The organism is Streptomyces sp. NPDC005070 (genome assembly GCF_053600395.1).
Genome location: NZ_JBSFZS010000091.1, coordinates 1 through 13,249, shown reverse-complemented (window position 1 = coordinate 13,249; position 13,249 = coordinate 1). Strand labels below are relative to the sequence as shown.

At 71.6% G+C, this 13,249-nt stretch carries 9 protein-coding genes; 6 read left to right on the top strand and 3 right to left on the bottom strand.

Translation table 11 applies throughout. The annotated features are described in order from the left end of the window. Positions 1-32: 32 nt before the first annotated feature. Both polA and ACWEBX_RS26705 read left to right on the top strand, forming a co-directional pair. Positions 33-2,759 (top strand): DNA polymerase I, encoded by a 2,727-nt coding sequence (gene polA / locus ACWEBX_RS26710; RefSeq protein WP_451887353.1) that lies wholly within the window; start codon positions 33-35, stop codon positions 2,757-2,759. A 194-nt stretch (positions 2,760-2,953) separates the two neighbouring features. Continuing rightward, complete coding sequence (locus ACWEBX_RS26705) at positions 2,954-3,688, top strand: hypothetical protein (RefSeq protein ID WP_451887352.1); 735 nt, start codon at positions 2,954-2,956, stop codon at positions 3,686-3,688. Here the strand turns inward: ACWEBX_RS26705 and ACWEBX_RS26700 are convergent. Beyond that, complete coding sequence (locus ACWEBX_RS26700; protein WP_451887351.1) at positions 3,609-4,463, bottom strand: DUF4184 family protein; 855 nt, start codon at positions 4,461-4,463, stop codon at positions 3,609-3,611. The genes ACWEBX_RS26705 and ACWEBX_RS26700 overlap by 80 nt on opposite strands. A gap of 241 nt (positions 4,464-4,704) precedes the next feature. On the opposite strand from ACWEBX_RS26700, the gene ACWEBX_RS26695 reads away from it, so the two are divergent. The 3 genes from ACWEBX_RS26695 to ACWEBX_RS26685 all read left to right on the top strand — a co-directional run bounded on the left by ACWEBX_RS26695 (position 4,705) and on the right by ACWEBX_RS26685 (position 7,742). Next, positions 4,705-6,423 carry a lytic transglycosylase domain-containing protein gene (locus tag ACWEBX_RS26695; protein ID WP_451887350.1) on the top strand — a complete coding sequence of 573 codons (1,719 nt, stop codon included), beginning with the start codon at positions 4,705-4,707 and terminating at the stop codon, positions 6,421-6,423. Positions 6,424-6,589: 166 nt separating this feature from the next. Then, positions 6,590-6,724, top strand: a complete 135-nt coding sequence (locus ACWEBX_RS26690) for an SPW_0924 family protein (protein ID WP_451887349.1) — start codon at positions 6,590-6,592, stop codon at positions 6,722-6,724. Between the two features lie 25 nt (positions 6,725-6,749). Continuing rightward, positions 6,750-7,742 (top strand): DUF3068 domain-containing protein, encoded by a 993-nt coding sequence (locus tag ACWEBX_RS26685; protein ID WP_451887348.1) that lies wholly within the window; start codon positions 6,750-6,752, stop codon positions 7,740-7,742. On the opposite strand, the gene ACWEBX_RS26680 is transcribed toward ACWEBX_RS26685, so the two are convergent. Both ACWEBX_RS26680 and ACWEBX_RS26675 read right to left on the bottom strand, forming a co-directional pair. After that, positions 7,732-10,440 carry an ATP-dependent RNA helicase gene (locus ACWEBX_RS26680; RefSeq protein ID WP_451887347.1) on the bottom strand — a complete coding sequence of 903 codons (2,709 nt, stop codon included), beginning with the start codon at positions 10,438-10,440 and terminating at the stop codon, positions 7,732-7,734. The two genes, ACWEBX_RS26685 and ACWEBX_RS26680, sit on opposite strands and share 11 nt — an antisense overlap. A 36-nt stretch (positions 10,441-10,476) precedes the next feature. Further along, positions 10,477-11,337 (bottom strand): class I SAM-dependent methyltransferase, encoded by an 861-nt coding sequence (locus tag ACWEBX_RS26675; RefSeq protein ID WP_451887346.1) that lies wholly within the window; start codon positions 11,335-11,337, stop codon positions 10,477-10,479. Positions 11,338-11,656: 319 nt separating this feature from the next. Between ACWEBX_RS26675 and rpsA the strand changes: the two genes are divergently transcribed. Next, positions 11,657-13,165, top strand: a complete 1,509-nt coding sequence (rpsA, locus tag ACWEBX_RS26670) for a 30S ribosomal protein S1 (RefSeq protein WP_384795298.1) — start codon at positions 11,657-11,659, stop codon at positions 13,163-13,165. The last annotated feature ends 84 nt before the right edge of the window (positions 13,166-13,249 follow it).

The following is a 13,249-nucleotide window of genomic DNA, read 5'->3' as shown; positions in this document are numbered from 1 at the left end:
CGTTGTCAGCGGGCCGTGGCAGGATCGGGGGTGTGGCAGAGACAGCATCGAAGAAGACCGAGAAAACCGCAGGTACGGGCCGCCCGCGCCTGATGCTCATGGACGGGCACTCGCTGGCCTACCGCGCGTTCTTCGCGCTGCCCGCGGAGAACTTCACCACCGCGACGGGTCAGCCGACGAACGCCATCTATGGTTTCGCGTCGATGCTGGCGAACACGCTGCGCGACGAGTCGCCCACGCATTTCGCTGTGGCGTTCGACGTCTCGCGCAAGACGTGGCGTTCGGAGGAGTTCACCGAGTACAAGGCGAACAGGTCGAAGACCCCGGACGAGTTCAAGGGGCAGGTCGAGCTGATCGGCGAGGTGCTGGACGCGATGAACGCGCAGCGGTTCGCGGTGGACGGGTTCGAGGCCGACGACATCATCGCGACGCTCGCCACGCAGGCGGAGGCCGAGGGCTTCGACGTGCTGATCGTCACGGGTGACCGTGACTCCTTCCAGCTCGTCTCGGAGCACACGACAGTCCTGTATCCGACGAAGGGTGTCTCCGAGCTGACCCGGTTCACCCCGGAGAAGGTCTTCGAGAAGTACGGGCTGACGCCGGCGCAGTATCCGGACTTCGCGGCGCTGCGCGGCGACCCGTCGGACAACCTGCCGGGCATTCCCGGTGTGGGTGAGAAGACGGCCGCGAAGTGGATCAACCAGTTCGGTTCGTTCGCGGAGCTGGTCGAGCGGGTCGAGGAGGTCAAGGGCAAGGCGGGACAGAACCTGCGCGACCACCTGGAGGCGGTGAAGCTCAACCGCCGGCTCACGGAGATGGTGAAGGACGTCGAGCTGCCCCGGACGGTCGGGGACCTGGAGCGGGCGGCGTACGACCGTACGGCTCTGGCTATGGTCCTGGACACGCTGGAGATCCGTAACCCCTCGCTGCGTGAGCGGCTCCTCGCCGTTGATCCGGGAGCCGGGGAGGCCGAGGAGGCGCGGCCGGCCGCCGAGGGCGTCGAGATCGACGGGACGGTGCTGGGCGCGGGCGAGCTGAAGCCGTGGCTCGCCGAACACGGCACCGAGGTGCTGGGTGTGTCCACGGTCGACTCGTGGGCGCTGGGCTCGGGGTCGGTCGCCGAGGTGGCGCTCGCCGCGGGGGCGGGTCCCGCGGTCTGGTTCGACCCGTCCCGGCTGGACGAGTCCGACGAGAACGCGTTCGCCGCGTGGCTCGCCGACCCGCACCGGCACAAGGTCATGCACAATGCCAAGGGTGTGATGCGGGTCTTCGCCGAGCACGGCTGGACCATCGAGGGCGTGACCATGGACACGGCGCTCGCCGCCTATCTGGTCAAGCCGGGCCGCCGTTCCTTCGCGCTGGACGCGCTGTCCCTGGAGTATCTGGGCCGGGAGCTCGGGCCCGCCGCCGCTGCCGACGGACAGCTCGCCTTCGGTACGGACGAGCAGGCCGAGGCCGACGCGCTGATGGCGCAGGCCCGCACGATCCTCGATCTCGGGGAGGCGTTCGGGGAGAAGCTCCAGGAGGTCGGCGCGGCGGATCTGCTGCGGGACATGGAGCTGCCCACGTCCAGCCTGCTGGCGCGGCTGGAGCGGTACGGCATCGCGGCGGACCGGGCGCACCTGGAGACCATGGAGCAGACGTTCGCCGGCGCGGTGCAGCAGGCGGTGAAGGAGGCGCACGCGGCCGCCGGGCACGAGTTCAACCTCGGTTCGCCCAAGCAGCTCCAGGAAGTCCTCTTCGGTGAACTGGCCCTGCCGAAGACGAAGAAGACGAAGACGGGTTACACGACGGACGCGGACGCGTTGGCCTGGCTGGCGACGCAGACCGAGAACGAACTGCCCGTGATCATGCTCCGACACCGTGAGCAGGCCAAGCTGCGTGTCACGGTCGAGGGCCTGATCAAGTCGATCGCCGCCGGCGGCCGTATCCACACCACCTACAACCAGACGGTCGCGGCGACCGGCCGTCTGTCGTCGACCGATCCGAACCTGCAGAACATCCCGGTGCGCACGGACGAGGGCCGGGCGATCCGTCGCGGCTTCGTCGTCGGTGAGGGCTTCGAGTGCCTGATGACCGCGGACTACAGCCAGATCGAGCTGCGGGTGATGGCCCATCTGTCCGAGGACGAGGGTCTGCTGGAGGCGTTCACCTCCGGTGAGGACCTGCACACCACCGTCGCCTCCCAGGTGTTCTCGGTGGAGCGGTCCGCTGTGGACGCCGAGATGCGCCGCAAGATCAAGGCGATGTCGTACGGTCTCGCGTACGGGCTGTCGGCGTTCGGTCTGTCCCAGCAGCTCAACATCGAGGCGGGCGAGGCCCGTGGGCTGATGGACACGTACTTCGAACGCTTCGGCGGTGTACGGGACTATCTGCGCCGTGCGGTCGACGAGGCCCGGGCCACGGGCTACACGGCGACGCTGTTCGGGCGCCGCCGCTATCTGCCGGATCTCAACAGCGACAACCGTCAGCGTCGTGAGGCGGCCGAGCGCATGGCCCTGAACGCGCCCATCCAGGGCACGGCCGCCGACATCGTGAAGATCGCGATGCTCAACGTGGACCGGGCGCTGCGCGAGGCGAAGCTGGACTCCCGCATGCTGCTCCAGGTCCATGACGAAATCGTCCTGGAGATCGCTCCCGGTGAGCGGGAGCGGACCGAGGAGCTGCTGCGCCACGAGATGGCGTCGGCGGTCCGGCTCCAGGTCCCGCTGGACGTCTCCGTCGGCGTGGGCCGGGACTGGGAGTCGGCCGCGCACTAGGTACGGGGCGCCTTCTTCCGAGGGCCGCGGGTCCGGCACCAGGAGGTGCGGGACCCGCGGCCCTCGGGCGTCTCCGGCCGCGGTGCGGGCGGCTCGGGGTGTCTGCGCGGGCGGCTCGGGTGCTTGTGCGGGCTCGTCACTCGCGTGGCTCTCACAGGGAGCCCCGGGCCGGAGGGCGACGTAAGGATGCGGGCATGGGTATACGCACGCTGCACCGCCGTACGGCCATGGCCACGACCGTGGTGGTCGCGACCGCGACGGTGGCCGCGGCCGTCGTCCCGGTGCTGCTCGCGCCGGTACCCGCGGTCGCGGCCGGAGCGGGCACCGCCCAGCTCCTGGGGTCCGGCGGTTCCTCCCGTGACGAGGATTTCGGGACCCGGCTGTCCCGCGATCTCCAGGCGGCGCTGTCCGCGCGCCCGGGCACGGTCCTGGTGTCGGTGCGCGACGACGAGGGAGGCGGCCAGGCCCGCGCCACGGCCCGTGACCGGTCGCGGCCCTGGCCGGCGGTCGTGTCCGGCGCCCGCGCGTGCTGGAGGGCCGGCGCGCGGCGCCTGCGGGAGTTCGCGCGGCTCCGTGACGGCCGGCCTCGCGGCGCGTTCCCCGGCCTGTCGCGCCGTCCGGGGGCGCACATCTCGACCGGCCGGCTGCCCCGGGCCGCGAACGGCGGTCGAGTCCACGGCATCGGTTCCTTCACCGGCCCGGCCCGCAGCTACCGGGTCATCGTCCTGTCGTACGACCATCCGACGATGCCGTACCGCGCCCGTGTCGTCGAGCGGGTCGCCCGAGCCGTGCACCGGGGCATCGGCCGGGGGCGCGGGCTGCTCCGGGGTCTCACCGCGGGTGGGGCGGTCAGCGGGCGGCGGGACGGCTCGGCTCCGTACGCGCCGCCTCAGGGGCGGGACGAGCCGGAGCGGGACGCCAGATCCTGACCGCGAGGACGTACAGGAAGAGGCCGAGGACCAGTCCGGCGCCCCCGCCGAAGCACAGGGCCGGAATGAGTTCCCACGGCTTCGCGACGGACTTCCAGTACGCCCACCAGCGCACCGCCCGCTGCACCGCGGAGGCCAGCGCGAGGCCGCCGATCACCGCCGCGGCCAGCCACCGGTCGGCGGTGGACAGGACGGGCACGGCGACGGCGGGACCGTCCGGGGCGCGGCGCAGCGCGAGCACCACCCACGTCACGATCACGACGGCCGCGACCGCCGAACTGCCGTACTGGACGTACCAGTAGAGCGGCGAGCCCGCGAGGGTGTGTCCGAGAACGGGGAAGAGCTCCACGCCCCACCGGTCGTGATGGGTGAACGCGTCCCAGACGACGTGCGTCAGCGCGCCGAGCACCGCGGAGGCGTACCAGCGGAGAACGGTCGGCGCACGCACCGGCTCGCGCGCGGCTCCACAGCGCAGAAGCAGTGCCGTGCGCCCCTGTCGTGCCGCGGGCATCAGCGCCACCAGCGGTTCGCGCAGCACCAGCCAGGCGCCCACCAGCGCCCATGCGATGACCACATCGACCGTGAACACGCCGGTGAACTTGTGGGTGAACGCGCCGAACTCCATGGCCCCGGATACCACGCTCGCCGCGTAGTAGGTCATGTCGGGAGCGAAGGAACCCGCCACGAGAACGGCGGGAATCAATCGCCCGCGGCCGTTTCCGTTCCCGCGGATCGCGGGCAGCACGGCGGCCGCGTGACTGAGAGTGAAGGGCAAATCGTCCCCCTGCGTCTCCTGTTGACCGGCTATGTTCGGCCGGTTGATCACCGGAGGCCAGTATGCGGGACGACGGCTCATGGCCAACTGGTGAATATCGGGCGCGAACAGGTCTCTGGGCGACGGAAGTTGTCGTAGGGTCGCTTGGGTTGCCGTGCGGGGAGCACGGCCGCGGACAGCGGCAGCGCAGGACTGAGAGACGACAGGGTCACACCGGTCGTCCGTGGGAGGGGTTCACTCGATGGCGGCGCAATTCGGCAGGAGGCTGCGCAAGGGCGCGGCAACCACCGCTGTGGCCGCGCTCGCGGTCGCGGCTCTGTCCGCCTCCCAGGGCCCGGGAGCGATCACCGGCGACCACGGCCGGCAGTCGGCGGGCGCCGACCTCGGCCTGGGCACCGGCGACGCGGGCGATGACGGCACCGCGACCGGCAACGGCCGCTACTACACGGACCTTCCGCCGCTGCAGAGTCCCAACCCCGCGCCGACCACGGGAAGCGACACGCCCGCCGCCACGGGCGCCGCCGAGGCGGGCATCCCCGCCACCGTGCTGGCCGCCTACAAGCAGGCCGAGGCGTCGCTGCGCGAGTCCAAGCCGACCTGCAACCTGCCCTGGCAGCTCCTCGCCGCCATCGGCAAGGTCGAGTCGGGCCAGGCCCGCGGCGGCCGTGTCGACGCGAACGGCACGACCCTGTCACCCATTCTCGGCCCGGTCCTGAACGGCTACGGATTCGCCAACATCAAGGACACCGACAACGGCGCGTACGACGGCGACAGCACCTTCGACCGCGCGGTGGGGCCCATGCAGTTCATCCCCTCCACCTGGAAGTGGGCGGGCCGCGACGGCAACGGCGACGGCAAGAAGGACCCGAACAACATCTACGACGCGGCGCTGGCCGCGGGGCACTACCTGTGCCGCTTCGACCACGACATGGCCGTCCAGGCGCAGATGAACGCGGCGATCCTCAGCTACAACAACTCGACGGCGTACCTGAACACCGTCCTGTCGTGGCTGGAGTACTACCGCAAGGGCACGCACGAGGTGCCGGACGGCACCGGATCGCTGCCCTCGCACAACAGTGACGAGCCCACCTCGCCGAGCCCCAGTCCTACCGAGCCGTCCTCGCCGAGCAGCCCCGGCCCGTCGAGCCCGGCTCCGGAGCCGACCCCTCCCGCCACCCCGACCCCGCCGGCCACACAGCCCCCGACGACCCCGCCCACCTCCACGCCGACGCCCACCGAGACGGTGGACCACCTGACGAACATGGGCGCCGGCAAGCTCACGGCGACCGCCGGGGACACGTTCGCGCAGAAGCTCGCGGTGCGCACCGACGACAAGGCCGACAAGGCCGTGGCGAAGGTCCGGGTGCGGTTCACCATCGTCGGCGACACCGACGCGACCTTCACCGGCGGAGAGAGCGTCGCCACACAGGTCACCAACAAGCTCGGCATGGCCACCGCGCCCGCGCTCGTGGCGGGTGAGAAGACGGGCGACTTCACCGTCCGCGTCACCGTCGTGGGCCGCGTCATGGCCGGCCTCGACTACACGGCGAGCGTCACCGCGCGCCAGGCCGACGCGCTGGCCCGCACCGCCGACACCGCGCTGACCTGCGTTGCGGGCGGCGAGTTCGCCGACCAGGTCGAGGTGAAGGCCACCTACAAGGGCGCGGTGGCGGGCAAGGTCGCCGCGACCGCGACCCTGGTCAAGTCCGCCGACGATGCCACGGAGAACGACAAGGGCCCCTACTTCAAGGACGCGGACGGCAAGCCCGTGCGCACCCTCGGCGCCCTGGCCACCGACGCGGACGGCCTGCTCAAGCTGCCGAAGCTGTACGCCGACGACACCACCGGCACCTTCCTGCTCCGCGTCACCACCACGGGCGGGGCGACCCTGACCGTCGAACTGACGGTGGCCGCCGCTCCCGCCACCGCCACTCCCACCGCCTCTCCCTCCGCCTCCTAGAACCCAGCCGCCGCCGCGCGGCACGGCTCGCCTCCAGGGCGCCCTCCCGGCTCACGCCGCGGGGGCGCCCTGATCCGTTGTGTGTGCGACGTGTTCTCATCTCGCCCCGCCGTTGCTACGGTGCCGGACCTGACGATGTATCAGCTCCTGGCCCCGGGAGGCCCGCATGCGTGCCCTCATCGCCGCCGCGACCGGTCTCGCCGTCGCGTTCGCGCTGGTCCTGACCGTCACGGCCATGGGCTCGCCGGCCGGACACACCTCGCCGAAGCCGCTGCTCACCACCGTCCCCAAGCACCCCTGACGCACGCACCGGGAGGGCCGTCGAGATGCGCCGCAAGGCAAGCCTGATCCTGCTCGCGCTCGCCGTGTTCTTCGCGGCGCTGTCCCCGCTGCTGCGCTGGTACGCCTTCCCGCGCCTGGCCAAGATCCCCGCCGGCCAGTACCAGGACATGGTCCTGGAGGCGAAGGACGCGACCCTGCTCGACTACGGCACCATGAAGGCCAGGAAGGTCTCCAAGGTCACCGTCGTCCAGACCCTCAAGGGCAACGTCGAGGCCTCCGAGAAGATCGAGCGGACCGCCGGCCGTGACGTCGTCGTCTGGGACTCCCTCTCCTACGTCCAGGGCCCCGACGGGAAAATGGTCTCCAAGCTCCCCGAGCGCTACATCTTCGACGCGCACAGCCAGGAACCCGTCCCCGCCACCGGCGAGTCCGTCGACGGTGACCCCGTCACCCGCCAGGGCATCGAGTTCAAGTGGCCCTTCAGGACCGAGAAACGGGACTACGAGTACTTCGACGCGCAGACCCGCACCTCGGCGCCCATCCACTACAAGGGCACCACGGCCTTCCGGGGCGTCAAGGTCTACTACTTCGAGCAGACCATCCCCTGGACGAAGGTGAAGTTCCCCAAGGTCATGCCCGTCCAGGGCGTCACCCCCGAGTCCCTGGCCAAGACCGGCACCACTCGCTGGTACACCACGGTCCGCAGGTTCTGGGTCGAACCGGTCACCGGAGCGCCCGTCTACGGCGAGGAGATCCACAAGGAGGAACTCCGCGGCGGCACACTCCTGGGCGGCCGCGACAAGGTGACCGCGTTCTCCGGGGACGTGAAGATGCGCGAGGACTACACCCGGCACACCGTCGACCTCGTCAAGTCCAACCGCACCTTGGTCCTGATGATGACCTCATACCTTCCCTGGGGCTTCCTGCTCCTGGGCGCGGCCCTGCTGTCGCTCTCGCTGTACCTGGAGGCCCGCGGCCGCAGGCCGGGCGAACCCGCGCCCGCCCCCGCCGCCGACCCCGAGCCCGTCAGCGCCTGAGCCGAGCGTTCGTGTACCGCGTCGCCTCGGCGGTCGCCGGGTCCTCGGGCCACGGATGCTTGGGATAGCGGCCGCGCAGCTCGGCCCGTACGCCCTTGTAGCCGTCCTTCCAGAAGGACGCGAGATCGGCGGTCACCGCCGCGGGCCGCCCCGCGGGAGACAGGAGATGCACGAGTACGGGCACACCGGCCACCGCCGGGGACGCCTGGAGCCCGAACATCTCCTGCAGCTTCACAGCGAGCACCGGCTGCGCCGGATCGGCGTAGTCGACGCGGATCCTCGACCCGCTCGGCACCTCGATCCGCTCGGGCGCCAGCTCGTCCAGCCGGGCCGCCTCCCCCGTGGCCCAGGGCAGCAGCCGGTTCAGCGCCTGTCCGGCGTCGATCCGCGCCAGATCCGCGCGCCGCCGCGCACGGCTCAGCTCCGGCTCCAGCCACTCGCTCACGCGCGCGTGGAGGGCCTCCGCGGAGACATCCGGCCACGGGTCGCCGAGCCGCCGGCGCAGGAACGCGAGCCGCTGCCGCAGCACCTCGGCGTCCGCCGACCACCGCAGCAGACCGAAGCCCTCCTCCCGCAGCCCTTCGAGCAGCGCCTCCCGTACGAGGCCGGGGTCCGCGTCGCGCAGCGGCCGCACGGCCAGCTCCACCGCCCCGAGCCGCTCCACCCGCCGGGCGACGACGTCGCCCCCGGCCCAGTGGACCTCGTCGCCCTCGTCGTACAGGCCGGCGGCGGCCCGCCGTGCCGTCGGTTCGTCGATCACCGCGGCGAGCCGCACGCGCGCGTGCCCCCTGCCGACGGGACGGTCGGCGACGGCCACCGCGAGCCAGGGAGCACCGCGCAGGACGGAACCCTCGCCGGCGTCGGCGCGGGTCCCGCCGACCATGAGGTGAGAGCCGCCCCGCAGATGCGCGACGCGCTCGGGGAACGCCAGCGCGGCGACAAGCCCGACCACCCGGTCGTCCCCGGGTTCCGCCTCCCCGGCACGCCCGCCCGGAGAGGAAGAGGAGAGAGAGGAGACGGGGGAGACAGGAGAAGCAGAGGAGGAGTCGAGGGAAGGGGGACTCGAAGAGGGCGCTTGGCCGGTGCCGGTGCCGGTGCCGGTGCCAGTGCCAGTGCCGGGTGCGGAGGCCGAAACCGAGGCGGCGGCGGAGGCGGCGGACGCCGAACCCGCGGAGACCGAGGCATCCGCGAGGCCGGCCGCCGACGAGCGCAGGCGGCGGGACTCGGCGCGCCAGCGGGCCGCGTAGGCGTCGCCGCCGCGCCGGGCGGTGCGCCAGGCCGCGGCCAGGTCGTCGCCGTACTCGCGCGGGGGTTCCTCGCTCAGCAGGGCGACCACGTCGGCGGCCCGGGCCGCGCCCACGCGCGGGGTCGCGTCCAGCAGGGCGCGCGCCAGCCGGGGGTGCAGGCCCAGCCGGGACATGCGCACACCTCGTTCCGTCGCGCGCCCCGCGGCGTCCACCGCGCCCACGGCCGACAGGACGGCCCGCGCCGCCGCCATCGCCCCACCCGGCGGCGGATCCAGCAGGGCCAGCCCCGTCGCCCCGGGATCCCCCCAGCAGGCCGCCTGGAGCGCGAACGCCGTCAGGTCGGCCACCTTGATCTCGGGGTCCGGGAACCGCGCCAGACGGCCGTCCTCCGCCTCGGCCCAGCAGCGGTAGACCGCGCCCGGCGCCTCACGGGCCGCGCGCCCCGCCCGCTGCCGCCCGGCCGCCTGCGAGGCCCGTACGGTCGCCAGGGCGCTCAGCCCACGCGCGTGGTCCACCCTCGGCTCCCGGGCGAGCCCGGAGTCCACGACCACCCGCACTCCCGGAACCGTCAGCGACGACTCGGCGACCGAGGTCGCGAGGACCACCCGGCGCCGCGCACCGGCCGTGAGCACCGCGTCCTGCACCGCCGCCGGAGCCCGTCCGTGCACCTGAAGGACATCGACGTCCCCGATACCGCCGAGCTGCCCGGCCACCCGCGCGATCTCCCCGACCCCGGGAAGGAAGCACAGGACGTCCCCCGAGCGCTCGGCCAGGGCCCGCCGCACCGTGGACGCCACATGGGTCAGCAAGGCCGGATCGACCCGCATCCCGTGCGGGGGCCGTACGGGGCGCGCGGGCGGCGCCCAGACCGTCTCGACCGGATACGAGACCCCCGCCGCCTCGACGACCGGCGCGTCGCCCAGGAGCCGGGCCCAGCCCGCGGCGTCCGTCGTCGCGGACGCGGCGACCAGCCGCAGTTCAGGACGGAGCGCGGCCCGCACGTCGAGGAGGAACGCGGCCACCGTGTCGGCGTCCAGATGCCGCTCGTGACATTCGTCGAGCACGACCACGTCGACGCCCGCGAGCTCCTGGTCCCGCTGGAGCCGCTGGAGCAGGACCCCGGTCGTGACGACCTCCACGCGCGCGTGGGGGCCGACCACGCGTTCCCCGCGCACCGTGAAGCCGACGCTCTCCCCGAGCTTCTCGCCCAGCAGCCACGCCATCCGCCGGGCGGCCGCCCGAGCCGCGATCCGGCGCGGCTCGGCCACCACCACCCGGCGCGGCGGGCGCCCGTCGTCCAGGAGACCGGCCAGGGCGAGCGGCACCAGCGTCGTCTTGCCGGTGCCGGGCGGCGCCACCAGCACCGCGGCGCCGTGTCCCTCCAGGGCGTCGTCAACGGAGGGCAAGGCGCCGCGCACGGGCAGCGTGTCCAGGGCTTCGTAACGGATCACGACCCCAGTCTCGTACGAGCGCCGGACGGGTGTCCGTCAGTCCCGTTCGCAGACGAAGATCGCCGTGCCCGGGATGAGGTTCCCGCGCAGCGGGGACCAGCCGCCCCACTCCTGGGTGTTCCACGCGGGCCACTCGGGCTCGACGACGTCGACCAGGCGGAAACCGCCGGCCACCACGTCACGCACCCGGTCGCCGAGCGTCCTGTGGTGCTCGACGTAGACCGCGCGGCCCTCCTCGTCCTGCTCCACGTACGGGGTGCGGTCGAAGTAGGACGCGGCCACCGACAGGCCCTCGGGGCCCGGCTCGTCGGGGAACGCCCAGCGGACCGGGTGCGTGACGGAGAAGACGAAACGGCCGCCGGGGCGCAGCACCCGGTGGACCTCCCTCATCACCAGCACCGGATCGGCGACGAAAGGCAGCGCGCCGTACGCCGAGCACGCGAGGTCGAAGGAGCCGTCCGCGAAGGGCAGCGCGCTCGCGTCCGCCTCCACGAGGGGCACGGAGCCCCCGATGCGCAGCGCGTGCTGGAGCTGGCGGTGGGAGAGGTCGAGGGCCACGGGGCGCGCGCCCTGCCCGGCCAGCCAGCGCGAGCACTGTGCCGCGCCGGCGCCGATCTCCAGGACGTCCTTGCCCTTGAGGTCCTCCGGGGGGCCCAGCAGCTCGGCCTCCACCTCGTCGAGACCCTCGGGACACCACACGAACCGGTCGTCGCCGAGGAACGTGCCGTGCTCGATCTGGTAGTCGTCCGCGTTCCGGTCCCACCAGCCCCGATTCGCCCGGGAACTCTCGATGAGATCCGCGTCACGTCGGGTGGCTTCCGGTTCGAGCGGTTCGGGCTCTTGGATGATCGGCTCCCTCGTCGTACTCTTCCGTCCAAGCCGTCTCGGGCGTGTCACGACAGAGGCGTCCTACTGCCCGCGTGGCCTTGTGAGACAGGACTTGTGCCGGGATTGCGGCGTTCCGCCCCGGGTGTGCGCCTTCGCGCATTGACCCTGCCCGGCTGCCCCCGTATGCTACAAGTTGCGCTGCGGGCCTGCGCTCCTCAGACGTAGCAGGCTGTGCTCGCCACTGTATGTATGTCCCCTCGGTTTTCGAGGCGCCTCCGGCCAGGCCGGGTCGGGCGCTTCCTTCACTGTCCGGCTTCGACAGGGCGAAACGGGCTCCCGGCGTAAGCAGTACCTACGACTCACTGTCCGTACCGGAGCCCTTTCCCACATGACGAGCAGCACCGAGACCACCTCTACCACGCCGCAGGTAGCGGTCAACGACATCGGTAACGAGGAAGCATTCCTCGCCGCGATCGACGAGACGATCAAGTACTTCAACGACGGCGACATCGTCGACGGCGTCATCGTGAAGGTCGACCGGGACGAGGTCCTGCTCGACATCGGTTACAAGACCGAAGGTGTCATCCCGAGCCGCGAGCTCTCGATCAAGCACGACGTCGACCCGAACGAGGTCGTCAAGGTCGGCGACGAGATCGAGGCCCTGGTTCTCCAGAAGGAGGACAAGGAAGGCCGCCTGATCCTCTCGAAGAAGCGTGCCCAGTACGAGCGCGCCTGGGGCACCATCGAGAAGATCAAGGAAGAGGACGGCATCGTCACCGGCACCGTCATCGAGGTTGTCAAGGGTGGTCTCATCCTCGACATCGGCCTCCGTGGCTTCCTGCCGGCTTCTCTCGTCGAGATGCGCCGTGTCCGCGACCTCCAGCCCTACGTGGGCAAGGAGCTCGAGGCCAAGATCATCGAGCTGGACAAGAACCGCAACAACGTGGTCCTGTCCCGCCGCGCCTGGCTGGAGCAGACCCAGTCCGAGGTCCGCCAGACGTTCCTCACGACCCTCCAGAAGGGTCAGGTCCGCTCCGGCGTCGTCTCCTCGATCGTCAACTTCGGTGCCTTCGTGGACCTGGGTGGCGTCGACGGTCTGGTGCACGTCTCCGAGCTTTCCTGGAAGCACATCGACCACCCCTCCGAGGTTGTCGAGGTCGGCCAGGAAGTCACCGTCGAGGTCCTCGACGTCGACATGGACCGCGAGCGTGTCTCCCTGTCGCTCAAGGCGACGCAGGAAGACCCGTGGCAGCAGTTCGCCCGGACCCACCAGATCGGTCAGGTCGTCCCGGGTAAGGTCACCAAGCTCGTTCCGTTCGGTGCGTTCGTCCGCGTGGACGAGGGCATCGAGGGTCTGGTCCACATCTCCGAGCTGGCCGAGCGCCACGTGGAGATCCCGGAGCAGGTCGTCCAGGTCAACGACGAGATCTTCGTCAAGGTCATCGACATCGACCTCGAGCGTCGTCGCATCAGCCTCTCGCTGAAGCAGGCCAACGAGTCCTTCGGTGCCGACCCGGCCTCGGTCGAGTTCGACCCGACCCTGTACGGCATGGCCGCGTCGTACGACGACCAGGGCAACTACATCTACCCCGAGGGCTTCGACCCCGAGACCAACGACTGGCTCGAGGGCTTCGAGTCCCAGCGTGAGGTGTGGGAGAACCAGTACGCCGAGGCGCAGCAGCGCTTCGAGCAGCACCAGGCTCAGGTCATCAAGTCCCGCGAGGCCGACGCGCAGGCCGAGGCTGAGGGTGCCAGCACCTCCAGCGCGGCTCCGGCTGCCTCCGGTGGCGGCGGCGGCGGTTCCTACTCCTCGGAGTCGGACGACAACTCCGGCGCCCTGGCGTCGGACGAGGCGCTCGCCGCCCTCCGCGAGAAGCTCGCCGGCGGCCAGAGCTGAAAGCTCACCGCTAGCAAGTAGCTGAGAGAAGTGGGGGGGGGCGCCGTGGGGGTGGGGGCCGGTGGCGGTTGGTGTGGTGGCCGC